This window comes from Salinispora oceanensis (assembly GCF_000383575.1).
GTDB lineage: Bacteria > Actinomycetota > Actinomycetes > Mycobacteriales > Micromonosporaceae > Micromonospora > Micromonospora oceanensis.
The window spans coordinates 2,438,405-2,461,678 of the sequence record NZ_KB911579.1 but is presented as its reverse complement, the minus strand read 5'-3'; the positions used below and the strand labels follow the sequence as shown (position 1 = coordinate 2,461,678).

The 23,274-nt window shown below is 67.6% G+C and carries 22 protein-coding genes and 1 pseudogene; 9 read left to right on the top strand and 14 right to left on the bottom strand.

Translation table 11 applies throughout. The annotated features are described in order from the left end of the window. Positions 1 to 105: 105 nt before the first annotated feature. Positions 106 to 297, top strand: a complete 192-nt coding sequence (locus SALPAC4_RS0111555) for an MbtH family protein (protein ID WP_019870455.1) — start codon at positions 106 to 108, stop codon at positions 295 to 297. Between the two features lie 183 nt (positions 298 to 480). Here the strand turns inward: SALPAC4_RS0111555 and SALPAC4_RS0111550 are convergent, their stop codons facing one another. Continuing rightward, the gene (locus SALPAC4_RS0111550) at positions 481 to 1,068 is read right to left on the bottom strand and encodes a helix-turn-helix transcriptional regulator (RefSeq protein WP_019870454.1); all 588 of its coding nucleotides are present in this window, start codon (positions 1,066 to 1,068) and stop codon (positions 481 to 483) included. Then, positions 1,065 to 1,676: a helix-turn-helix transcriptional regulator gene (locus tag SALPAC4_RS0111545; protein WP_027644635.1), complete on the bottom strand. Its 612-nt coding sequence runs from the start codon at positions 1,674 to 1,676 to the stop codon at positions 1,065 to 1,067. Before SALPAC4_RS0111545 ends, SALPAC4_RS0111550 begins: the two co-directional genes overlap by 4 nt. Before the next feature lie 344 nt (positions 1,677 to 2,020). On the opposite strand from SALPAC4_RS0111545, the gene SALPAC4_RS0111540 reads away from it, so the two are divergent. From SALPAC4_RS0111540 to SALPAC4_RS0111530, 3 genes are all read left to right on the top strand, one after another. Then, complete coding sequence (locus SALPAC4_RS0111540; RefSeq protein WP_027644636.1) at positions 2,021 to 4,987, top strand: type 2 lanthipeptide synthetase LanM family protein; 2,967 nt, start codon at positions 2,021 to 2,023, stop codon at positions 4,985 to 4,987. 34 nt (positions 4,988 to 5,021) lie between these two features. Then, positions 5,022 to 5,249, top strand: a complete 228-nt coding sequence (locus tag SALPAC4_RS0111535) for a hypothetical protein (RefSeq protein WP_027644637.1) — start codon at positions 5,022 to 5,024, stop codon at positions 5,247 to 5,249. A 120-nt stretch (positions 5,250 to 5,369) separates the two neighbouring features. After that, a complete protein-coding gene (locus tag SALPAC4_RS0111530) occupies positions 5,370 to 8,366 on the top strand; it encodes an ATP-binding protein (protein ID WP_029126515.1) in 2,997 nt (998 codons plus the stop codon). 428 nt (positions 8,367 to 8,794) lie between these two features. Here SALPAC4_RS0111530 and SALPAC4_RS0111525 read toward each other — a convergent pair whose 3' ends face one another. From SALPAC4_RS0111525 to SALPAC4_RS0111500, 6 genes are all read right to left on the bottom strand, one after another. Further along, positions 8,795 to 9,487 carry a hypothetical protein gene (locus SALPAC4_RS0111525; protein ID WP_223874734.1) on the bottom strand — a complete coding sequence of 231 codons (693 nt, stop codon included), beginning with the start codon at positions 9,485 to 9,487 and terminating at the stop codon, positions 8,795 to 8,797. Next, positions 9,481 to 10,395 (bottom strand): hypothetical protein, encoded by a 915-nt coding sequence (locus SALPAC4_RS0111520; RefSeq protein WP_223874733.1) that lies wholly within the window; start codon positions 10,393 to 10,395, stop codon positions 9,481 to 9,483. Before SALPAC4_RS0111520 ends, SALPAC4_RS0111525 begins: the two co-directional genes overlap by 7 nt. Positions 10,396 to 11,498: 1,103 nt before the next feature. Then, entirely contained in the window at positions 11,499 to 12,245 is a 747-nt protein-coding gene (locus SALPAC4_RS25290; RefSeq protein ID WP_019870446.1) for a pentapeptide repeat-containing protein, read from the bottom strand. Positions 12,246 to 12,444: 199 nt separating this feature from the next. Beyond that, positions 12,445 to 12,870 (bottom strand): hypothetical protein, encoded by a 426-nt coding sequence (locus SALPAC4_RS0111510; RefSeq protein ID WP_019870445.1) that lies wholly within the window; start codon positions 12,868 to 12,870, stop codon positions 12,445 to 12,447. A gap of 604 nt (positions 12,871 to 13,474) precedes the next feature. Further along, positions 13,475 to 14,305 (bottom strand): ETX/MTX2 family pore-forming toxin, encoded by an 831-nt coding sequence (locus SALPAC4_RS0111505; protein WP_019870444.1) that lies wholly within the window; start codon positions 14,303 to 14,305, stop codon positions 13,475 to 13,477. Positions 14,306 to 15,017: 712 nt separating this feature from the next. Then, entirely contained in the window at positions 15,018 to 15,257 is a 240-nt protein-coding gene (locus SALPAC4_RS0111500; protein ID WP_018254638.1) for a winged helix-turn-helix domain-containing protein, read from the bottom strand. Between the two features lie 193 nt (positions 15,258 to 15,450). On the opposite strand from SALPAC4_RS0111500, the pseudogene SALPAC4_RS26460 reads away from it, so the two are divergent. Together SALPAC4_RS26460 and SALPAC4_RS0111485 are read left to right on the top strand one after the other, a co-directional pair. Further along, positions 15,451 to 15,853: pseudogene (locus SALPAC4_RS26460) on the top strand (DivIVA domain-containing protein). After that, positions 15,850 to 16,176, top strand: a complete 327-nt coding sequence (locus SALPAC4_RS0111485; RefSeq protein ID WP_019870441.1) for a hypothetical protein — start codon at positions 15,850 to 15,852, stop codon at positions 16,174 to 16,176. Before SALPAC4_RS26460 ends, SALPAC4_RS0111485 begins: the two are co-directional and overlap by 4 nt. A gap of 27 nt (positions 16,177 to 16,203) precedes the next feature. Here SALPAC4_RS0111485 and SALPAC4_RS0111480 read toward each other — a convergent pair whose 3' ends face one another. The 5 genes from SALPAC4_RS0111480 to SALPAC4_RS0111460 all read right to left on the bottom strand — a co-directional run bounded on the left by SALPAC4_RS0111480 (position 16,204) and on the right by SALPAC4_RS0111460 (position 19,642). Further along, positions 16,204 to 16,539 (bottom strand): DUF1416 domain-containing protein, encoded by a 336-nt coding sequence (locus tag SALPAC4_RS0111480; RefSeq protein WP_019870440.1) that lies wholly within the window; start codon positions 16,537 to 16,539, stop codon positions 16,204 to 16,206. Further along, a complete protein-coding gene (locus tag SALPAC4_RS0111475) occupies positions 16,536 to 17,384 on the bottom strand; it encodes a sulfurtransferase (RefSeq protein ID WP_019870439.1) in 849 nt (282 codons plus the stop codon). Before SALPAC4_RS0111475 ends, SALPAC4_RS0111480 begins: the two co-directional genes overlap by 4 nt. Before the next feature lie 181 nt (positions 17,385 to 17,565). Then, positions 17,566 to 17,721, bottom strand: a complete 156-nt coding sequence (locus SALPAC4_RS29125) for an Ms5788A family Cys-rich leader peptide (protein ID WP_019870438.1) — start codon at positions 17,719 to 17,721, stop codon at positions 17,566 to 17,568. Between the two features lie 18 nt (positions 17,722 to 17,739). Continuing rightward, positions 17,740 to 18,531, bottom strand: a complete 792-nt coding sequence (locus SALPAC4_RS0111465) for an LmeA family phospholipid-binding protein (RefSeq protein ID WP_019870437.1) — start codon at positions 18,529 to 18,531, stop codon at positions 17,740 to 17,742. Between the two features lie 79 nt (positions 18,532 to 18,610). Further along, complete coding sequence (locus tag SALPAC4_RS0111460) at positions 18,611 to 19,642, bottom strand: hypothetical protein (protein WP_027644638.1); 1,032 nt, start codon at positions 19,640 to 19,642, stop codon at positions 18,611 to 18,613. A 242-nt stretch (positions 19,643 to 19,884) separates the two neighbouring features. Here SALPAC4_RS0111460 and SALPAC4_RS0111455 point away from each other — a divergent pair, with 242 nt between their 5' ends. The 3 genes from SALPAC4_RS0111455 to mshD all read left to right on the top strand — a co-directional run bounded on the left by SALPAC4_RS0111455 (position 19,885) and on the right by mshD (position 22,545). Then, positions 19,885 to 20,604 carry a winged helix-turn-helix transcriptional regulator gene (locus SALPAC4_RS0111455; protein ID WP_019870435.1) on the top strand — a complete coding sequence of 240 codons (720 nt, stop codon included), beginning with the start codon at positions 19,885 to 19,887 and terminating at the stop codon, positions 20,602 to 20,604. A 122-nt stretch (positions 20,605 to 20,726) separates the two neighbouring features. Beyond that, positions 20,727 to 21,596 (top strand): polysaccharide deacetylase family protein, encoded by an 870-nt coding sequence (locus SALPAC4_RS0111450; protein ID WP_019870434.1) that lies wholly within the window; start codon positions 20,727 to 20,729, stop codon positions 21,594 to 21,596. A 25-nt stretch (positions 21,597 to 21,621) separates the two neighbouring features. Continuing rightward, positions 21,622 to 22,545: a mycothiol synthase gene (gene mshD / locus SALPAC4_RS0111445; RefSeq protein ID WP_019870433.1), complete on the top strand. Its 924-nt coding sequence runs from the start codon at positions 21,622 to 21,624 to the stop codon at positions 22,543 to 22,545. Here mshD and SALPAC4_RS0111440 read toward each other — a convergent pair. After that, positions 22,530 to 23,270: a response regulator transcription factor gene (locus SALPAC4_RS0111440; RefSeq protein WP_018736322.1), complete on the bottom strand. Its 741-nt coding sequence runs from the start codon at positions 23,268 to 23,270 to the stop codon at positions 22,530 to 22,532. The genes mshD and SALPAC4_RS0111440 overlap by 16 nt on opposite strands. Between the last annotated feature and the right edge of the window lie 4 nt (positions 23,271 to 23,274).

Sequence of the window (23,274 nt, the reverse complement as noted above, 5' to 3'; positions counted from 1 at the left end):
CGCAGGGCGCAGGTGCAGATTTTGCTGCGTATTCGTCCCTTCCCGTGGCGGAGTGGCTGCGACACGCTCGACTTCGCCATGGTCGTGTCGACAGCGGGAGGAACGATGACCGACGAGGGTGTGTACCGCGTTGTGCTCAACGATGAGGAGCAGTACTCGATCTGGTGGGCGGACCGGGAGCTGCCGCTGGGATGGCGTGCCGAAGGAACAGCTGGCTCGAAACAGGAGTGCCTGGAGCGCATTCAGCAGGTGTGGACGGACATGCGGCCCCGCAGTCTGCGCGAACAGATGGCCTGAGGCTCCGGAACGGCAGGCCGATCGTCGATCGGCTGCCGAGTCCGGCCGGCGCGACGAGGGGGCATACTCCACCCCGCGAACCCGTCCCGACGACGTAGGCCCTGTCGCTCCGCCCCCGCTGCCCGGATGAACGACTGAAGTCAGTCCGTGATGTGTTTGGGGGCCAGGGCGCGGGCACTTCGATCAGATGTGCCCGGCCCGGATCGCTCTGGCGACCGCATGGGCCCGATTGTTGACCTGAAGTCTCGTCATCATGTCGTAGATAACATTCTTCACCGTGTGCTCCGAGCAGGACAGATTCTTCGCGATCGCCGTATTCGGGTAGCCCTCCGCCATGAGAGCCAGTACCGCTGTTTGCCGGGGGGTCAGGGGGGACGGGTTCGGGGCCGAATCCGGACCTCCTCCTGCCCTGTCCCGCAACAACTTCAGCAGGATCTCGCGGGGAATCCTGCTCTCCCCCTGCTTGGTGGCCCACACCGCTGAGGCCAGCTTCGCCGGGGCCGAGGTGGTCGATAGCATCGCTCGCACCCCCGCCCGCAGGGCGGATCTGACCTCCGCCGGGTCGAAGGCGTCGGCCAGGACCAGCAGGCGGTAGTCGCCGGTGAGATAGGGCTGCGGGCACGACCGGAGCGCCCGTCCGACCGTCTCCGCCGCCGCCACCACGACCGGCACCTGGAACGGCTGCTCCACGATCTTGATCCCGACCAGACGCAGCTTCGTCGCCACGGTGGCGCGGAGCGTGGAATCCGCGGCCTCGACCTGCACCTTCACAGCAGACCTGCGCGGAGCGTGTAGGCCACGGCGTGGGCCCGGTTCCGGAGCCGGAATCGGCGGGTGATGTCGTGCACGACGCTGGTCACGGTCCGAGTCGAGTAGCAGAGCTGTCGGGCGATCTCACCGGTTTCGTGGCCGTCAGCGACCAGTCGCAGCACCGCTCGCTCCCTCTCACTCAACGGCGAGTCGGTGGAGGATGTCGCTGACAGCGAACGGGCACCTCGCTCCGGCAACTGGTCGAGAATGTCCAGCGGAAGGGTGCAGTCCCCATCGGCCACAGCCACCACGACGCGGGCCAGGCGGGCCGGGTCGGCCTCCCGCCGCCGCATCACACCCCGTGCCCCGGCGACGATCGCCTGCAGGGCGGCGCAGGACTCCAGGTCCGTCGCCACCAAGACCACCTCGGGGCAGGTAGCGCTCGCCCGTGTTTCCCGGACGATGCCCAGGACGTACTCGTCGACCGTGTCGACGACAATCACGGCCACCTGCGCCCGTTCGGGTCCCGACACCACCTCAACGTCTGGGGAACTTCGTAACGAGGTTGTGGCGCCCACCTCGAGCATGGGGTCCAACGCTGTGACGCTGACCCGAACTGGCTCACCCACCTGCACTCCTCACGGTCGTCGGCCTATCGCGCCTCACGGTCGCCGGCCCCTCACGACCAGCCTCGACCGGTGGGTCTCTCGGCACATCGGGCCCGGACACGCACATTTCTCCACCGGCTGGGCACCGGTGCGGGGACTCCCGACCGTGGCGGTCCACCAGGTAGGTTCCGGGCTTACCTGACCTGCTGATCAGTGAGCTCGGATGAATCTGGGGGTCGAGCACCCATGACCTGAGGCCCGGCCCTGGTTACGTTCGGGGTGTGAGTTCAGCGAGTTTGGCTGCGGCCAACCCCTTACCGGACCCGGCGTGGTGGGCCGCTGGCCTCGCCCTGCACGAGCGGGACGTGCCGGTCGCGGGTGGCGAGGCCGAGACCGAGCCGGGCTTCGCCGCCCGACTCGCCGACCTGGGGATGCCGCACGATCCGCACTTCGGCGCGCTCACCACTCAACTCCGTCGGCCTGCCTGGGCCGTCCTGGTGGAGGACGTCCTGGCCACCGCCCGGCCGCTGACCTCCGACGCGCAGCCGGTGGCCGACTGGCGAGCGGCGTTCGCCCGGGTTCTCGCGCCCTTCGTCAACGCCGCGTTGGTCCAGATTCGCCGGCACGGTAGTCGACACGTGGACCTGGACCGGGTCACCGCCGCGGTCAGCGGCACGCTCGGGCCGCGCCTGGTCGACATCGCGGCCCGAACGCTGGTCACCGAGCTACACCGGTGGCGTGCCGAAGGCCGCTTGACCGGTGGGGACGGCCCGGCACGCTTTCATGACTTCGTCCGCCAGCTCACCGCGCCCGCGGGGCTCGGTGAGGTCCTCGCCCGCTATCCGGTCCTGGCCCGTCTACTCGCCCAGGACACTGCCACCACCGCCGACGCGACCGTGGAGCTACTCAACCGGCTCGGCCACGACCGCGACGCGCTGATCGCCACCCTGCTCGGCGGTATCGACCCGGGTCCGGTCACCTCGGTGCTCGCGGCGCAGGGAGACCGTCACGCCGGCGGACGCGCTGTGTCCTTCGTGGATTTCGCGGACGGACGGCGACTCGTCTACAAGCCACGTGACCTGACTCCGTACATCAAGCTGACCGCGATTCTGGACCACCTCTCCTCGGCCGCCGCCGGGGTGTTCCCCCGCACCCCGCGAGTTCTCTCCCGAACCGGTTACGGCTGGACTGAGCACATCGCCGCGCTACCGCTGCTCAACTGGGAGGACGCGGAACTCTTCTACCGCCGCCAAGGTGCGTTGCTCGCCCTGTTGCACCTCGTCCGTGCCACCGACGTGCACTACGAAAACCTCATCGCCCACGGTGACCAGCCAATTCTCGTCGACATCGAGACTCTGTTCCATCCGGAGCTCGCCCCCGGTGGTCTGGGTGATCCCGCCGCCGACGCACTGGCCGAATCCGTGCACCGCACCGCCCTATTGCCGCTGGTCTTCGTCGGCGAACAGGGCATCGCTGACCTGTCCGGCGCTGGCGGCGACGTCTCGACGTCCCCGTTGACCGTCGTCGACTGGCTGGACGCGGGTACGGACCAGATGCGCCTGACGCGCCGGGCCGCCGAGTTCGCTGGCGCGGCTAACCGGCCGATCCTCAACGGTCGACCGGTCGAGCCACACGAGCATGATCGCGCCATCGTCGGTGGGTTCCGTCAGGCGTACGACACGTTCATCGCCCACCGCGACAAGCTCACCGCGCTTGTGCGGGACTGCGCCGATCTCGAGGTCCGCGTCATCGTCAGGGCGACCTGGATGTACAAGACGCTGCTCGACGAAACCACCCACCCTGATGTCCTCCGCGACGCTGTCGACCGGGACCGGGCACTCTCCGTGCTCTACCACGGCAGGACCGAGCAGCCGCTGCTCGCACAGCTGTTACGGTCGGAGATCGCGACCCTGTGGGCGGGGGACATACCAATGTTCACCGCCTCGGTCGGAACCGGCCGAATCCGCGCCGTCTCCGGTACCGAGTTCACCGAACCGCTGCCACAGACCGGGCTCACCGCAGCGTTAAGCACTCTCGCCTCGCTCGACGAGGTGAACCGACGCGGCCAGGAATGGATCATCTCCGCGACCCTGGCGTCCCGCTCCCGGGTCGCCCCTCACCCCGAGGCGGTCCCGATCGCGGCCCAACCCGAGGGCGTGGTGGCGCACCCCGACGAACTCCTGGCGGCGGCCTGCGCGGTCGCCGACCAGCTGGTCGCGGAAGCGAAGGCCGGGGGCGGGCGGGTCAACTGGCTGGGGCTGGAGGCCGTTGAGGACCAGCGGTGGCTGGTGCTGCCGCTTGGCGCCAGCCTCGGTAGTGGGTACCTCGGTGTGGCGCTGTTCTTCGCCCAGCTCGCGGCGGTCACCGGAATCTGCCGCTACGCCGACCAAGCCCGCGCCGCCACCGCCGACCTGCCACAGCTCGTCGCTGCGCTGGACAAGCGACCCGATCTCGTCGCGGTCATCGGTTGCGGCGGGCTAGATGGGTTGGGCGGCATCGCCTACGGCCTCACCCGCATCGGGACCCTACTCGACGATCACACCCTCACCGATGCCGCTGCCCGCAGCATTCGGCTCGCCGCGCTGGCGGCGACCTCCGAGGCGCCGGCTGGTTGGTCCACCGGACTCGCCGGTTGCCTGGCGGCTCTGGCCACAGTGCAGACCGACCTGAACCTCCCCGAAGCGGGTGATGTTGCCCGCCGGTGCGCCGACCTCCTCATCGCACCGCTAGTTGGGTCCGACAACCCACCCGGGCACCGTGCGGCGACGTCACCGGACCGGCCCGGTGGCTCCGGGCCAACATCGGGCGGGTTCGCCGAAGGGCTGGCCGGGATCGGATGGGCGTTGACCACCGCTGGGCCCGACGAGCACCATCAGGCCGCGGGCCGTCGGGTCGCCACCCTGCTCGGCGACCGGAGTAAGCCGGCGGCGTCCGGGTGGTGTCGCGGCACCGCCGGAACCGTACTGGCCCGTGCGTCGCTGTCGACCGACGCTGACCCTCGCTACCTGACCGGCTGCGTTGAGGCCCTGGCCGACGCACCCGTACGGCGGGATCTGAGTCTGTGTCACGGTGAGCTCGGGGTGACCGAGGTGTTGACCCAGCTCGCCGGTTCCGATCGGCACACGTTCGCGACCCGGGCCCTGCGCCGCCGAACTGGACTGGTCCTCGATGTGCTGCGTCGGCACGGCTCGCTGAGCGGGGTGCCCGGCGGGGTCCGTTCCCCGGGGCTACTCACCGGGCTGGCCGGTATCGGTTACGGCCTACTTCGGCACGCCGCACCACAGCAGGTGCCCTCGGTGTTGCTGTTACAAGGTTCCTCGGCTACTCACTAACGTTCCTGCCCCACGAGAAAAGGAGATGCACGTCATGTCGGAAATGATCCCGAATACCGCTGAAGAAGCTGCTACCGCTCCGGCCGGCCGCCTACGTCTGCTGCCAACCGCGGTGACCTTCGCCGACCGTGCGGCAGCGCTGGCGCGCGTCGGTCTGCCGGTCGCCATGCTGGCCGCGAGCATCGCCGCGCCGGCGCTGGGAGCCAGTGCGGGTGAAGCGACGGCGATGAACACCACGTGCTGCCCAGATCGTCCGATGTAAGCAATTCGACAGCCACCCGAAGCGTGGTGGGCAGCGGCCCGGTCGGAGAACCCCGGACCTGGCCGCTGCCTCCCAAAGCCTGCGATTCCATCGCAGGTCGCCGATGATAATGTCATTGTTGTGCGGCACTTTTCGGCAAGTTTGGTAGGCCGGGACAGGGTGCTGCACGCGCTGACGGCCGGGTTGACCGCCGCCAGAAACGGCCGCGGTAACGCGGTTTTTGTGACCGGCGAGAGCGGCATCGGCAAGTCCCGGCTGACCGCAGCCGTCACCGAGCTCGCCTTCACCTCGGGCATGAGCCTGATGCGCGGACGGGCGAGCGCCGTCGGCCCCACCCCGCCGTTTCGACCGCTCACCGAGGCGATTCTGTCGCACCTCCGCATCGAGCCCGTCGACCCGGCAAAACTCGGGCCGTACGGGCCGATCCTCGGCCGACTGGTGCCGGAGTGGAGCACCCCGGAGAACAGCCACGACAGCGAGTCACTGGTGGTGCTGGCCGAAGCCGTGCTGAGGTTGATCGGGCTTGTCGGGCGAGACCGGGGCTGCCTGCTCAACCTCGACGACCTGCACGAAGCCGATCCGGAGACCCTCGCCGTACTCGAGTACCTGATTGACAATGTCGAGTTGCAGCCGATGCTGCTGCTGGGCGCCCTTCGCGACGAGGGACCGGTGCTGTCGCTGGTCCGCGCCGCCGCCCGCCGCGGCGCCTGTCAACTCATCGACTTGGACCGGCTGTCCCGGGCGGAACTCGCACACTTGGCCGGAGCGTGCCTGGACGTCGAGCCCAACCTGGTCCCCACCTCGGCAGTCGACCTACTGTGGGCCGGAAGCTCCGGGAACCCGTTGGTCGCCAAGGAACTCCTCAGCACAATGGTGGATGACGGCATCCTGGTGGGCGATGCGCAGGGCTGGCAGATCAACAGTCGCCCCGAGGCACCCGTGTCCGCAGGTCTCGCCCGCCCGCTTGCCCGCCGCGTCGCCCAGCTCGGGACCCGCGTCCGCGAGCTGCTGTCGGTCGCCGCGGTGTTTGGACAGCAGTTCCCGCTCCGGGTCGTTCAGCACGTCACCGGGCTGGCCGACCGGGACCTGCTCGGTCTTCTGCAGAACGATGTCGCTGGGCGCTTTGTCGCCCCCGACGAGCAGACCGCCGACTGGTACGCCTTCCACCATCAGCTCAGCCGGGAGGCGGTGCTCGCCCAGCTTGACCAGGACGCCCATGCGCGAATCGCGGACATGTTGGCGGCGGCGGTCGAGGCGATCTACCCAGGACTTCCGCGGGAGTGGTGCGAGGTCGCCGCCCGGCTACGGGCGGATGCCGGGGATCCGACCACCGCCGGGACGCTCTTCACGGAGGTGGGGCGGCGGGCGCTGGCACTCGGCGCAGCCAACTCGGCCGTCGCGGTGCTGGACCGGGCACTGGAATACATCCCGCACGACGACGTGGCGACCCGCACCGGCACGTTGGAGTTGTTGCTGCAGGCGCTGGCCGAGGCAGGGCTGGTCGAGCGGGCGCTCGAGTCGGTCAGCGAGTTGGACCAGGCCGGCTGGCTCACCCCGAGCCGGCGGGCCGCCCTGCACGCCCGACTGGCCTGGGCCGCAACGGTCGCTGGGCGCACCTTGGACGGGCTGGCGCAGGTGGAGACCGCTCGAGCGCTGCTGGGCTCGGAGGGCTCCGCCGAGGATCTGGCACCGATCGACATGGTCGCCGCGCACCTGCTGTTGGACGCTGGCGGCCCGGACCAACTCGCCGCCGCCGAGAACCTCGCCCGGCAGGCCGCGACCGTAGCCGAATCAGTGCCGCTGCCGGTGGTGGCGTGCCAGGCCTGGCAGCTCGTCGGCGGCCTCGCCCGCCATCGGGACCCGCAGGAGGCGACCTCCGTGCTGGAACGGGCACGCACCCTGGCCGTCCGCCACGACCTGCCCATCTGTGAGATCCACGCGTTGATCCGGCTGGGCAACGACGACGCGTTGCTGCGCGGCGACCTCGCCCGGCTCCAGCGCGCCAGCGCGCAGGCGACCCGGATGGGTGCGGTGACCGCCCAATACCAGGCGGAGGCGAGCATCGCGCTGCACACCGTCCTGCACGGCGACTTCACCGCGGCCGCGTCGCTCACCGACCAGGTCTTCGCGGCGACCAGCCGGCTAAATCTACTGGAGACGACCCAGTACGTGCTGCTGACCCGCGCGGTGCTCGCTGGGCACCGAGGCGACCGCAGCCAGATGGAAACAGAGCTGGCGCGGTTCACGCAGTGGGGTGGGGACCTGACGTTACACGGTCCGCGGGCGCACGGGCTGGCGGCGGCGTTCTGCGCCCTCCTGGAGGAGGATCTACCGAGGGCACGGAGCGATCTGGCGCGAGCGGTCGCCGCCGAGGAAAACGGGTCCAGTGTGTACTTTCTCTCCGGCCGACGTGGGCTACACGTGTTGCTGCGGGCGCTCGCCGGCCAGGCGGAGTGGCCCGATCTCGAGGCGGTGACCGTCAACCCGGCAAGTACGCTGCGCTGGGACCGCCAGTTCACGTTCTTCGCACGCGCCGTCCTGGACGGCCGGTCGGGTCAACGCGGCCGCGCCAGCCGGGCTGTGACCGATGCGCTGGCGGCGGGTGAACCGTATCCGACGAGCCGATACCTGGGTCTCCGCCTGGTCAGCGAGGCAGCGCTCACCGACGGCTGGGGCGAGCCGGTGACCTGGCTACGGAGTGCGGAGGACCACTTTCACCGTACGGGCGTGAACGCCGTGGCCGGGGCGTGCCGGGCCCTACTCCGCAGGGCCGGGGCAACGGTGCGGCAACGGCGGGACGGTACCGCGGGCATTCCGAATGAGCTGCGGTCCGCTGGCGTGACAGCGCGGGAGTACGAGGTGCTGGGCCTGGTGGTGAAGCGCCTGGGGAACCGTGAGATCGCCACGCGCCTGCACCTGTCTCCCCGAACAGTGGAGCGGCACGTGCATGGGTTGATGACCAAGACTGGACTCCCCAACCGAATCGCACTGGCCAAGTTCGGCGCCGGGTTCGTCGACAACCCACCGGCTGCGGCAGGGACTGACAGCCCGGCCCCGTCCAGTCACACGACAACGGATTGGCGGTCTCGGCCGCCGGCTTCTGGTAGCACTACGTAGACGCCCGGTTGATCCGGTCGTTCAGCCGACCGGAACCAGTCACCACCGATGGCGTCGGCGGCGCCGCATCTGCGGCCGCCTGCTCGGGTGAGCGAAGTTTGGGGCCCAACCAGAACGACACCCCAACCAACGCGCCAACCAGCACAAAGATCCCGGCGATCGAAAGCGGACGGCCAAGTTTCTGCCGCAGTGGCCGACCGCTCCTCCCTGTGGACTTGACTTCCAAATTCGGGGCTCCCCCACAAAGCAATCAGCTCGACGAGCCAGTGTGTCAACTCTGAGGCTACGGACAGCGAGCTAACTCAGGCGTTCGTCAATGCACCGAAATCGATCAACTTCAGGGCTAACCTCCTCGTTTGCGGGGTGAATAGTGCCGACTTTCTGAGTCGCCGACTTCAATCCGCCAGACCCTCTATAGCTGCCGTTGGTCATTCCAGGACGCCACGTAGATGGTCACCATAAATCATTGCGACGTCACGCCCTAGCGAGAGACTCACTGAATCGTAAAGCGTGGACGCGGACTCGGGAGTAGTCAGTCGGATCATCACCTCGTCGGCACCGTTACTGCCGGTAATACTCGTAATATCCGCCAGCGGTACGGCCACGATCAGCTCGGAGGCACCGAACTCATCGCCCGCCGGCCGCACGCATTCACCAGTTACGACGACCTCGACTAAGCTGCTCTGCCTCGACAACGCGAGTTGGTCACCCGTCGTCCAGCCGAGCGAGGCGGCGACTTGATCGTCCACACATGCCTCGCCGGCGTCGGCGGGGTAGGTGCCCGATACCACCTCCAGCGACCGCAACTGTTGGTCAACAGCGGCCGTGACGACCATGGCTTCGTGCTCCTTACCAGTGCCCGCATGTCGGGCCGTGACGCTGTAGGCGGTGCTATTTCCTTCCGCGGCGGTAACCTCGGAGAGCTCAGCGATCCGCTGAACATCCTCCGGCGTAAACGCAACCGAGCTACCCACACTTGCATCAACAGGCCCGGGGAGCGGGTGAAAGCGCGTTGCATTCGCGTCGTTCCCACTGCCGCAGGCGCCCAACCCGATTGTGGACGCGGCGAATGCCAGCGGCAGGATACCGCGATGGAGGATTAACTGCGCACGTCTCACCATTTAAGGTCGGCTGCCTTCTTAGCGAGATCGACAGTCTTATCCGCATGCTCGGCAAGCTGTTCCTCGTGCCGCTCGTACACAGTTTGCTGCGCCGAGATGACCAGAGGCATCAGGCGCTCCTTGAACTCTAGGCGTTGGGTGCATTTAGACCAGGCAACGGCCAGCTCGACCTCCTCCTCAGTAGGAACATATTTCTTTGCCGGAATTGCTGGACCTATCTGGATAGTGCCCTCCTTACGCTCCGGCGACCACGCCTCCTCGACTATTGTTTCATGAGCACCGAAGCGCACGCCGAGCTTTTCCGGATAGGGTTCCCGGGCGAAATCCTCGGGGTCTTCTGCCTGAAAGCCCGCCTCCGCGAGGCAATCTCGCAGCGACGTACGCAGCTCGGACAACTGAGGACCTATTAGCCTTTCGTATTCCTTTCCGAATTCGCCCATGAGCGTGTTGCCCAGCTCGCCGTAACTGACGGACAGCTCCTGCGCCTCCGGACCGATTTTCTTCGAAGCTGCCAGCTCACATCGCTCCACCTCCTGGTCGTAATTCGCATCGAAGCTCACAATGCGAGCAATTTGGGCTGGAGCGTCTTTCCCGAATCCTGACCGGCGCGCCTCTTGCTCGTCAACCGGACCAAACGTTCGAAGGTCGAAGCGGAGGTGGTCGAAATCGTCATCCGGCTCCTGTGCCATGTGGGTCAGGTTCTGCGGATAGCCGGCCTCGGCGAGGCACTCGTTTCGCAGTTTACGGATCGAGTGGCGAAGAATGCCAAGCTCTTCACCTCGCAAAGCGTCGAACGGTTGAGCGGTAGAGGCATCAGAGTCGGCTGACGCCGCATTGTCGGTCGAGGCCCGGTCGTCGAATGAGCAACCGGCGATGAGGCCGGCTACAAGCAGCGCTGCAGAGCTCACTCGGAGTAGAGGCGCCGGAAAAGTCTGTCTCATTGCTGCAGTACACCTTGCATTCTGGCTTGTTGCCTTATGCTGGGACGCGGAAGATAATTACGGATGATACTAGAGACAGCGTAGTAGCCAGCTTAGCGACTGGCAAATAGCTAGCCGCCTTAGTCAAGTCTGGCCGCAACACGTTCTTGTATGGCGCCGGCCCAGCTTCCGGCTTCTGACCTGCGTTCTGAGGGACTTCTCCGGCGACCGAGAGGAGCGTTGATGATTTCCTGTAGTCGTAGTTGCATTGGACCATGCCGCCAGGACGGGGCGGTTTCAGCCGATGGAAGTCAGTCGAACGCCCGGTATATCCATGGCCCGGATCCGGATCCAGCAAGGCGTACCCGCAGCGGCGCGCATGACGCATTCGATGATCGCTATGCCAATTTTATGATCAACTACCTCCCAGGTCACCGAGCGCTAGTCCGTCACCCGGGATCCCGGCCTGTGGGTACCTGTGGTGGCAACAGCGGCAGCAACTGCGCCTTACTGCCGAATAGCTCCGCCTGGACATGTTCCCGGGCCACGGAGAAAACAGCTGGACTCTAGGCAGTTCGGCGAACAAGCCGAGACCTACATCTGGAGCCGTGGTGGACGACGGCCGAGATCCCAGTTTCCGTCCCAGTTCTTTTTAAAACAAATTTCGCCGACACTGCAGGCTAGGAGCCCGTCGCCTATGTCAGCGGCGGCTGGCGACGATGGCACCGCAACTGCAGCAGCTCCCGCCAGGCCAATCACGGCCGCCGTCCGGATTGCGCGCTTGAAGATTTGGCCGCAACTTCCGACATTTTCATAATCCTCTTTAGCCTGGTCCAGAGACGCGGATGACTCTGGCACTACAGCACTTGATGACTCTGGCACTACAGCACTTAACGCACCACTCGTAGCGCTTCGCTCGAATGTGGACCGATCGTACATGACCTGCCGCCAGTTCGGTGGCCCGCGACGCTGCGCTTCGGGTTGCTGCAGGTCACGGTGACTTCGAGGTCGCCGATCGCATCGAGAAGCTCGGGGATGCGGGGTGAAGGCCCGAGAGATGTACTTGTGGCTACCCCAACGCCTACGTGCGGTCACACAACAACGGATTGGCGGTCTCGGCCGCCGGCTTCTGGTAGCACTACGTAGACGCCCGGTTGATCCGGTCGTTCCGCCGACCGGAACCAAATTTCCGCCGCCCGCTCGGGCGGCCAGATGGTGGCCCAATCCCACCGCGCCCCCGCAAGTTTCGTGCTGGTGAGAACGGCACCGTAGAGGTTGGCCTCACAGAGGTTGACCCCGGTGAGGTTGGCGCGGTCGAGGTTGGCCTCACGGAGATCGGCGCTGGTGAGGTCGACGCCGGTGAGATTGACGCCGCGAAGGTCGATGCCGGCAAGGTTCGCGCCGGCAAGATCCACACCGGTTAGGTCGGCACCGATGAGAAGCGCGCCGGTGAGATCGGCCCGCGTGAGGTCGGCCGCCGTCAGGTTGGCGGCGGTCAACTCGACACCAGTGAGGTCGACGCCGGCAAGATCAACACCACGGAGGTTGGCGGCGGTCAGGTCGACACCAGCGAGATTGGCACCGGCGAGGTTGGCACCGATGAGAAGCGCGCCGGTGAGGTTGACGTCGGTGAGGTCCGCGCCACGCAGGTCAACACCGGCGAGGTTCGCGCCAGTGAGGTCGACGTCGGTCAGGTCCGCGCCACGCAGGTCAACACCGGCGAGGTTGGCACCGGTGAGGTCGACTCCGGCGAAGTTGGCGCGGGCGAGGTTGACTCCGACGAGATCGGCCTCGCGAAGATCCCTGTTGTTGAGCTCCGCACCAGCCAAGTCGTTCATGCGGGAATCGCCAATGCGCGAGGCGTCCTGACGGAGATCGGCGTTGGGCAGGCTACCGCGTTGCGGGCTGGCGAAGGCTGGGGTACGTCGGCTCAACGCAGCAATGAGGTGTCTTAACCGGCCAGGTCGGGCTGCTCGTGGTGAGTGAAAGGCGGGGGTGGAACGACCGAGCGCGAGCACGAGTTGACGGCGGAAAGAGTCAGTCGACATCGGAAGAATCCGCATCTCCTGAGGCCAGCTTCTGGTCCGTTGCCAGCGGGGGTGGCACGGAACGGCTGAGGGGTAATGTCGAGTGGTGGTGCGGTGTGTCCACCTCGGTCGATGCCAGGTCAACCTGGCGCAGAACTTTTTCGATCAGTAGCGGTGCGGTGATGCCGAGAAGCCCGGCGGCTAAGGGGCTGGCCAGGCGCCCGTCCGCGCCGATGAGGGCGGCCAGTCCCGCGCCGGCGGCGAGCCGAAGCACGACTGAGGCCAGGTAAGCGGGGAGCCCTGGCTCGTCGGGGCGTTTCCAGGGCAGGGTTTTCGCACGTCGCAACGCAGCGCCGAGTTCGAGTGCTTCCACGATGAAGCTACCTAGCAGCCCCCAGAGGGCCGACTCCATAGTGGAAAGGGGCTCGAACGGCATAGGCGCACAATAGCCGCCCCCTTCCTTCTGCCACCGGTTGGCCACCGGTGGACCGCCAGCCCGCCAGCAGCTACGGGAGAACGTCGAAGACGGCGAAATCTTAGAACCCGGACCGAGGTCGAATCAATATCAGAACTATGAAGGTGGTAAATAATCACACCGCCATGCGGTACACGATGTTCACGTGAACGTTCGATTTGTTGCCATCCACCCACAACAGGCCAGTGAGTCATCGTCGGAAGCGCAAAATCTGAGATTTTGCCTAAAACCCATCAAACCATCCAGTATGGGCACTCCCAGTGTTCAGCACCGCCCGATCCCGCCTGTGCGCGAGTCAGTTGACGGCCAGGTCGCGCGGCTGACGACTCACGCCACCCTCCGGTGCCGAACTGCCGTTCGTGCTCGCCGCCGCGTCGGTGACAGTGGCGGCCGGAGGCTGGTCCTGGTCCCCACGTCGCTGCCGAGCTCGTCGGGGCTATCGGGAGCGCTCGTCACGGTGCCCCGCCTGACCTCACGGTCGGGCGGGGCACCGTTGTTGTGGCAGGCGCCGGCGGGACGGCCCCGGTGGCTGCACCCTTGGCGGCCACCGGGGTCCCGTTTCGACTCAGCTGCACTGTGAAGTCTTCAAACCCCCCGGCAACGTTTCCAGGACTTCAACGCGGAAGTTAGCCCCAGCCTTCACCGTGTAGGTCCCGGTACCCTGGAAGTCCAACCTTTTGGTGGATGAGTTCAGCGAGAATCCCGTGGGAAGCTGGCCGCCACGGTCTTCCGCCCGAGACAGGGTGTCATAGATATTGAGCACCGGCGGAAGCGGACCGTTCAGACTCTTGGCCGTAAAGCCGCCAGTGAAATTGGCATTCAGCGCCAACTCGCCAGTGTAGGTGGATTGCGTCAGCGACGACACGACGTACCGGGTTGTTTGTGCGGGCACCAGCACACGCTGAGACGGCGCGGTGTGCGTCTCCTTGATCGACTCCGACTGGGTTTCCGAATCTTGGTACGACACCGTCACTGACTCTTCGAGGCCGAGACCGACCACTTTCGAAAGGGAGAAGGTACCCGAAACCTTCGAGGTTGACGACACACCAGTGGTGACGGTCGTCGACACCGTGTTTGTGAAGGCCTTACTGAACGAGTGGCTCCACAGGGTCTGATCCGAACTTGTGGAGTTCGTCAAACTCGCGCACCCCAGGTAGAACGGGGCACTCGACACCACCTTCGCCGAACCCACCGGAACCGCATCCGATTCCGTAATCAGGATCGGGGTGGCGGTAACCTCAAAACCAAAAGGAGGGTAGGCGTGACTCGACATATCTTCGAGCAGCGTGGTGATGTCGGTGATCGCCGCTGCCTGTGCGGGCGAGGCGGTCATCAACACCGCCGCCGCGGTGCCGATCGACATCGCCAGGAGCGCTCGCGTCCTCTTTAACCTCATACCATTCCTCTTCCGACTTGGCGGCTACCCGGTAGGCAATATCCAGATTGCTGGCCCGCGGCGTGCTTCATGACACGACTAGGCCACCCAATCACTTTCCCTTCCGCACACCCGGTCGATCCGACCGAGCGCCGGTGTTGACGTAGACGAATCATACACATGATTGGGCCCCAAGCAATCCTGGCGACACCAAGCGCCTTACCGCACCGCTAGAAGCCAGCTCTGACCTCGGCTTTTAGCAAAAGATACAACTTGTCCGCTGCTTCACAGATGCTTTATGTCACCTACTCCTCTTTACCGATTCGTTACCAAGTTTATGTATTCGATAAACTAGTAACTGGGACTCGGCCGAATGCGCCACCGCAACAGCGGGCAATGAGATAGTCACGCAATCCGTCAGCGCAGTGGGGCGTGTGCGGCGTCGCCCCGCTCAGCCGGCGAAGGTGGCGGTGTTGACAGTGGAGCGGCGTTATCGCCCAAGGGGGCGACCACCCCAGCTCCTCCCGACCGTGCGACGCCAGCCGCCGGCACGCCCGGTCATGCGTCGACTGACCACGGCCGCCGGCCGTTCGATGTCGAGCACCAGACGTCGTCCACCGGGGACGACACCGCGCATCCACCTTCGCTGGTCATGGCGAGCGATCGCCGTCGAGAGGACGTGCTCCAGCCCGAGTAGCCGTCGGACAATAGCCAGCCCGGTTCGCCCTGCGGCTCAGGGCTTCCGGAGCCATGTCTTCGGATCGGTCACGAAGACGCCCTTGCCCTGGTGACGGTTGATCACCTCCAGCGCCTCCAGTCGCACGTTGACGAGCTGGATCGTGGACGGGCTTACGTGGTACCGCTCGCAGAGCTGAGCGATTGAGGGCAGCTTGTCCCCCGCTTTGTATCGGCCCGACCTGATGTCATCAATGATCTCATCGGAGATCCGGATATAGTCCGGTGTCGCTGGCATGTCACTCCTCGCGTGGCACCTCCGATTCGATCACGAGAAAGACAAGGACGACAAGTTCAAGGCGTTCCTTGCCTACCTTGGCTTCCTTGTATAAGTCGAGCGGCAGGTCCTCATCGCGTGGCAACGAGTAGGGCCGATCCCCCGGGCGGGGTGGGCTGGGCATGGCTCACCCCGGCCCGTCCGATCCGGAGAGGTGGTTGACGTGCGTAACCCGTTCCGACGCTTTCGTCACTGGCGAGGCCGCCCTGCCCCGAGCCACCCCACTGCTCGCACCGGCTCGCTGATCGGTGCGAACATAGGCCGCCCCGCCGGCACCGACAGCGATGCGGACCGCCACCGGTCGTTCGCCGGCAACGCGGGCGGGCACCACCGGTCGGCGACACGCTGGCCGTTGACCCCCGATCAGGTACGCCAGCGGCAGTTCCCACAGGTCCGGCGGGGACTCGACGCCTCCGAGGTGGAACTTCCGCTATCGGGTCGCAGCGGACCTGTCCGCGCTGCAGACCGAGCTGAGGAGCACCCGGGACGAGAACATCCGGATCAAGCGGGCGCTGCGCGACTGGCAGTCCCGGACCACCCCCGGCGTACGGGCATGACCGTGACCGGCCTTGACGAGAGACCACGTTTCGTCGTCCATTTGACCCTGCACGCCGACGACCTCGCCGGCGCGCGCCTGCTCGCCCGCTCGTTGGCCCGCTCCCTGGGCTTCCTGCCCGAGCTGGTGCTCGGCGAGACGACCGTCTCTGTCACCGGCGCACCCGACGTACACCATCAGGTCTTCTGTGACCGGCTACTGGAACACGGCTGGCGCTGCCGGCTGCGGCCCGAGCACGACGGCGGCTGTTCCCGACGGTTCCTCCAGCCCAACGTCGGCCACGCCCGACGCGACCAGACGACTGCGGCCCGCAACTGGAGGTAGCGGGCCGCAGTCCGACAGCGCGTGCTGTCAGTCGACGACGACCGGGACGATCGCCTCGTTGACGCCCCGGCTGGCGGTGATGACGAGGTCGCCGTTGCCGTGCCGGGACAGCGCACGCAGTCGCCACGTGCCCGGCGCCGCAAAGAAGCGGAACTGCCCGGCCGACGAGGTGACCACCTCGGCGGTGAACTCGTCGGTGGAGTCGAGCAGACGGACGTACGCACCGGTCACCGGCTCACCCGCGGCGTCACGGACAACACCGGTGATGACGGTCTCCTTCTCCAGGTCGAGGCTGGCCGGCAGCGGGGCGGCCTGATTCGGGGCGGCGCAACCGGCCGCGGTCGAAGCAGTCACGACGTTCACTCCTTCCCCGGCTCGTCGCCGAGCGCCACCGGCACACCGACAAGTGAGCCGTACTCGGTCCAGGAGCCGTCGTAGTTCTTCACGTTCCGGTGGCCGAGCAGCTCCTGGAGCACGAACCAGGTGTGCGAGGAGCGCTCACCGATCCGGCAGTAGGCGATGGTCTCCCGGCTGTCGTCCAGCCCGGCCGCGGCGTAGATCTCGCGTAGCTCCTGGTCGGACTTGAAGGTGCCGTCCTCGTTGGCCGCCTTGGACCACGGCACGCTGAGCGCGGTGGGCACGTGGCCCGCGCGCTGCGCCTGCTCCTGCGGTAGGTGGGCGGGGGCGAGCAGGCGGCCCGCGTACTCGTCGGGGCTGCGGACATCGACCAGGTTCTTCGTGCCAATAGCGGCGACCACCTCGTCGCGGAACGCCCGGATGGTGTGGTCCGGCTCCTGCGCCACGTACGGAGTCGCCGGACGGGACACCACCTCGGTGGTCAGCGGGCGGGCGTCCAGCTCCCACTTCTTGCGACCGCCGTCGAGCAGCCGGACCTCGCGGTGGCCGTAGAGCGCGAAGTACCAGTACGCGTACGCGGCGAACCAGTTGTTGTTGCCGCCATAGAGGACGACGGTGTCGTCGTTGGCGATGCCCCGCTCGGAGAGCAGCGCCGCGAACTGGTCCTTGTTCACAAAGTCCCGGCGGACCTGGTCCTGAAGGTCGGTCCTCCAGTCGAGCTTGATCGCGCCGGGCAGGTGGCCGGTGTCGTAGGCCGAGGTGTCCTCGTCAACCTCGACGAAGACGACACCCGGGGTTTCGAGGTTCTTCTCGGCCCAGTCGGCCGAGACGAGTGCGGTGTCACGACTCATCAGATCACTCCTGGTGAGGATGGATGGTGAGCCAGCGCGCGGGAGTCATGGTGTGTCAGTGGTCCACCACGCGCGGGACCCATGGCTCGGATCGGATCACGGGTTCGTGCGACGGCGCCGCTGGTTGGCGCAGGAGGGGGCACCAGTCAGGTGCGCAGACCCTGGGCGCTGGGAGGCCGCGTCAGGCGGCCGAGAACAGCCCCGCCGTCAACTGGACGGGGCAACACAGGCAGGTGGCCACACGGCACAGGTCGACCGCGCGCCGCTTGGTGAGGAACATCCCCATGGGCAGGGAGACTACCAGCGATGTCGCCGCCGGCCACGGCTCAACCAGCATCCGGGACGCGTACTCGACTCAGCTCGCCGCGTGAAGCGGCACCTCGGCCGCCTCCGCGGTGACCTGGAGCCCTTCGGGTAGTGGCCGGACCTCGCTGACGGTGAGGTCGAACGGGAGCACCGGCAGTGGCACGTCCACGGAGATGCCCTCGGCGAAGCTACTCAGGAGCGTCCGGACCAGCGACCCGTTCGGCACCCCATCGGGGGTCAGGTCGGTGAACCGCAGCGACACCTGACCCTGGTCGACCGTGATGTCGGCGGTGCCGCTGACCGGCACCCGCTCCCCGAGGAGCTCCACCGGAGCGGTCACCACGAGTTGGCCGTCCCGCTCCCCCAGCTGCAGCCCCTCCCGGTCGAGCCGGGCGGCGATGCTGTCGTAGCTGATGGTGCCGGTGCCGGTGACACTCCCGGCGATCACCCCGCCCCGTCCGGAGCGAAGGGTGTCCAGCGGGGCGGTCACGTCGTAGGCGTCGATGTCGAGGACTGGCAGGGCCAGCACGTCGCCCTGGACTGATCCCCGGACCTCGTTGAGCCCGATGGAGATGCGCTCGTAGCGGCCGTCGAGGACCTGGGTGACGAAGGGGAAGCCGCCGATCTCGACCTCGGGCGGCCCAGCCTGAACGCCTTCCTTGGCGAGTTCCTCGCGTACCTGGTCGGTCAGGGCGCGTTCGGCCACCCCCGCCGCCACCCGGTCGGCCACCACCAACAGCCCGACCAGGACCAGAAGCAGGACCAGGAGCACGACGAGTATCCGCCGCCCGCGCTGCCGCCGGGGGCGTTCGTCCTGCTGCGGGCGCTCCTCGGTCGTCACAGCTCCTCCTGGCACCACTGTTGCTCCTGTCGCCGCCGTCACTGCGGCGAGGTTACCCGGGCGATGGCGCTCCGACCGCTCAGAGAACCAGCTTGCACAGGGCGTACGCGGCCGGCGCGGCGAGGGCGAGGCCGGTGAGCGGACCTTGGATGTGCTGGATCGCCCACCCGGCTGTCGGCTCGCCGGCCATTTCCCGACCCGCCTCCGCGAACCCAACGGCGAGGTCGGCCAGGACGGCGACGACCGCCGCGACCAGTCCCATGATCGCGGCCCGGGTCGGGGTGAACGGGGTGACGAGGTAGCTGCCCAGGAGCGCGCTGACCATGGTGCCGATCATGGCGCCGCCGACCACACCAGCCGCGCCCCGCGGCACCTGGGGGGCCAGCCGGGGCCAGGCGGCGAACGCGTCGGTGATTCGGGCTACGGCGAGCGCGACCCCGGCCGCGGCCAGGCAGACCGTGATGACCTGGGTGCCCATCGGGATCCGGGTCAGCACGATCATGGTGGGGAAGGCGACAACCCCGGCGACGATGAGCACGGTGCCGCGCAACGATTCGAGGACCTGCGCCCGGTCGACCCGCCGGACGAACTGCCCCACGACCGCAGCAACCAGGCCGACCAGCAGGACCTGCACCAGCGGCATCAGCCGGGCCGGATCACTCCGGACGGCGACGGTGTCGGCGACGATCGCGGCGACGGCACCCACCCCGGCCACCGTCATCAGCGCCGGTGGGCGAAACGCCATCGTCCAGGTCAGCACCGAGAGCGCCTGGACACCGAAGATGACGGCGGTGAAAGGCAGCCGGTGCCCGGGGCCGCTGGTCTGCGCCGCCAGCACCAGCCCCATCCCGAGCAGCACCGCGAAGCCGGCGACGGCCAGCGCGAGGGTTCGGCGCACCTCGACCGGCGGGACCTCCTCCACGTCCTGGTCATGGCCGTCGCCGGGGTCACCCGCGGGCCGACGGCCTGACTCCCCGTCCCGCCGGGCTCGGCGTGGGCCACCGCGCTCCGACCGCCCATCGTCGCCCCCGGCCCGCGGTGCGGGCGGACCGCTGGACGGCTGTTCGGGCCAGGGCTCACGGCCGGTCTCGGGCCTGCTGGAGGGAAGCACCCACCGATCGTGCCAGACCGCGTGGCACCGCGGGCGGCATGGTTTCGGTGACGTTAAAACCTACCCCCCAGTCATGGGCATAACAGACGAAACGGATTTGCGCTGCAGGTTGACGCAGGGCGATCGGTTAGGCTCAACCTGTTTACCCGCCCGTCAGTGACGCCGGGACCACGCAGTACCCCAGCGCCCTCAGTGCGGAGCGCGCGCTGGTCACGCGCGGCCACCGCGCCGCCGGGACGGAGGTGATCGTGGAGATCCTGCTTCTGGTGACGGCACGCGCAGGTGAACCATCCGCTGTGCTGCCAGCGCTCGACTTACTACCCCACTCGGTCCGCACCGCCCCACGCGACGTACGTACGCTGGTCGCCGGCCCCAGCCCGGACGTGGTCGTGATCGACGCCCGTTCCGAGCTGAGCGAGGCCCGGGACACCTGCCGGATGCTGCACGCCACCGGGCTCAACGCACCCCTGCTCGCGGTCGTCACCGAAGCCGGGCTGATCGCACTCAACGCCGACTGGGGCGTTGACGATGTAATCCTCGCCTCAGCCGGCCCCGCCGAGGTCGAGGCCCGGTTACGCTTAGTGATCGGCCGGTTGACGGACGCGACCACGGGGGCCGACAGTTCGATCCGGGCCGGCGAGTTGACCATCGATCCGGACACCTACGCCGCGAAGCTGAAGGGCCGCCCCCTCGACCTGACCTACAAGGAGTTCGAACTGCTCAAGTTCCTGGCGCAGCATCCGGGGCGGGTCTTCACCCGAGACCAACTACTGCGCGAGGTGTGGGGCTACGACTACTTCGGCGGGACCCGCACGGTGGACGTGCACGTCCGACGGCTGCGCGCCAAGCTCGGCTCCGAGTACGAGTCGATGATCGGCACCGTCCGCCAGGTCGGCTACAAGTTCGTTGTTCCGCCCGCCCGGGCGCTACCGGAGTCGGAGCCCGCCCCGGTCTCCGTCTGATCCGCTATTAACTATTTGCCCGATTATTACCCATAATCGGGACTATTCTCATGTTCTAGGACCGCTTACCGGTAAGTACGGGGGTACATACGGTGCAGACGAAAGGCGGCGATCCCACCCGGATGGGCGGGCTGAGGCAGCTCAACCCAGCCACCCGCTCCCTCGCCATCGCGGCCGCCGTCGTGATCGCGCTGCTCGGCTCCGCGTTCGCGATCGGGCGCGGCATCGCGCCGACCGGGGACCCGATCACCAGCAACGCCACCACGCCACACTCACCCGACCAGCCCGCGCCGTCGGGGGCACCAACACCCGACGGCAGCACCACGACACCACGGCAGGGCGACGGCGACAGCGCAGCCGCCCCAGACCCGACCCCAAGCAGCGACTATTACGACGAAGGAACCCGGCGCACCACCGAAACCTCGGCCGTGGCGCTGACCTTCGACGACGGACCAGACCCCCAGTACACCCCACAGGTCCTCAGGTCCCTGCGGACGTACGGGGTCACCGCCACCTTCTGCGTGACCGGCGAGAACGCTAGCGCCTACCCGGAGCTGGTCCAAGCGATCGTGGCCGACGGGCACACCCTGTGCAACCACACCTGGAACCACGACATCGCCCTCGGCTCCCGCTCGCCGGACGAGATCCGGGCAGACCTGACCCGAACCAGCAACGCCATCCACGCCGCCGTCCCCGGGGCCCCCATCGCGTACTACCGCCAGCCCGGCGGCGCCTGGACCTACTCGGTCGTGTCCACGGCCGAGGAGCTGGGAATGACCCCGCTGCACTGGACAATCGACCCGCGGGACTGGGAGAGCCCGGGCGCCGATCCCATCATGACAACCGTGCTTGACGGAGTCGAACCCGGCTCGATCGTGCTGCTGCACGACTCGGGTGGGCCCCGGCAGGACACCGTGGACGCCCTCAACCAGATCCTGCCCGAGCTCACCGCCCGGTTCCTGGTAACGGCACTGCCACCCGGCGTCACCTGACCGGCGCCCGGGCTACCGTGACCGGATGAACAGCACCGAACCCGCCAGCGACCGGGTGACCCGGACCGACCGGCTCAGCCCGCCGGAGATCACCGACGTGTTGGCACTCGCCCGAGCCGCGGGGGATGCCGACGGCGCGGACCCCTTCAACGAGCACACCCTGCTCCGGCTCCGCGACCCGCACGCACCGACCTGCCACCTCACCGCCCGCACCGCTGACGGCACCCTGACCGGGTACGCGCACCTGGACACCACCGACCCCGCCGCCGGCACCGGGGTGGAGTTGGCGGTCCACCCCGCGTACCGCCGTCGGGGAACCGGACGAGCCCTGGCCCGAGGCGTACGCGCGGCCGTCATCGGGCCGCTCCGCGCCTGGGCGCACGGCGACCACCCCTCCGCCGCGGCGCTCGCCGTGGACCTGGACTATCGGCGTGCCCGGGTGCTCTGGCAGCTCCGCCGGCCCCTCACCGCCCCGATCCCGCAGCCGCCCCTACCCGATGGGGTGACGCTGCGCGCGTACCGACCCGGAGCCGACGACGACGCCTGGCTGGCACTCAACGCCAAGGCCTTCGCGGACCACCCGGAACAAGGCCGCTGGAGCGCCGCCGACCTGCGGGCCCGCCGCGACGAGCCGTGGTTCGACGCGGCCGGTTTCCTCCTCGCCGTTGACCCAGCGGGACGGCTGCTCGGTTTCCACTGGACCAAGGTCCACGAGCGGCCCGGCTCCGCCCGCATCGGGGAGGTGTACGTGGTGGGTGTTGACCCGACCGCCCACGGTGGGGGGCTCGGCAAAGCACTCACCGCGGCTGGCCTGGCGTACCTCCGGGACCAGCGGGGCCTGGACCGGGTGATGCTCTACGTGGACGAGTCCAACACCGCGGCAGTGGCTCTCTACGAGCGGCTTGGCTTCGCCCGCTGGTCGGCGCACGTCAACTACCAACTGGGCTGATGCTCCGGTGGGGTGAAGCGGTAGCCCAGCCCCCGCACCGTGATGATGAGCGGCTGCCGCTCCCCCTCCGCCTCCAGTCGCTTGCGGAGCCGCTTGATGTGCACCGTGAGGGTGTTCGAGCTCTCCCCGGTCGAACCGCCCCACACCGCCGACAACAGCTGCTCCCGGCTGACCGTCCGGTCCGCGTGGGTCATGAAGAAGTACAGAAGCCGGAACTCCTTCAACGGCAGCGACATCGGCCGACCGTGCAGCGTCACCTCGTAGGTGGCCGGTTCCATCCGGAGACCACCCAGCTCAATCGGGGGATCCAGGCTGCCGGCGGTCTCCGGCCGGATCCCCCGCAGGATCGGCACCACCTCGTCCATCCGGTACGGCCGTCGGACGCAGGCAGTGGCACCCGCCCGGAGCGCCCCGACGACCACTGACCCGTCGTCATCTCCCACCCCAACCAGGGTGGGGATGCCGGCCTGCCCGACCAACAGCCGGACCAACTCGGTGCTGGCCATGGTGGTGAGCCCAGCCGACACGACCGCCGCGTCCGGTTGCAGGGCGCCAGCTGCCAGCAGCGCCTCGGCGGCGTGCGGGAAGTATCGCCCATGCACCCGGAGGGTGGATAACTCCGTCACCAACTCTGGGCCGGCGACCTTGTCGTCATCCACCACAAACAGTAGAAAGCGCCCCTCCGCTCGGTAGCCACCCCTGGTGTTCTCGACGACGTTATTCATCGAC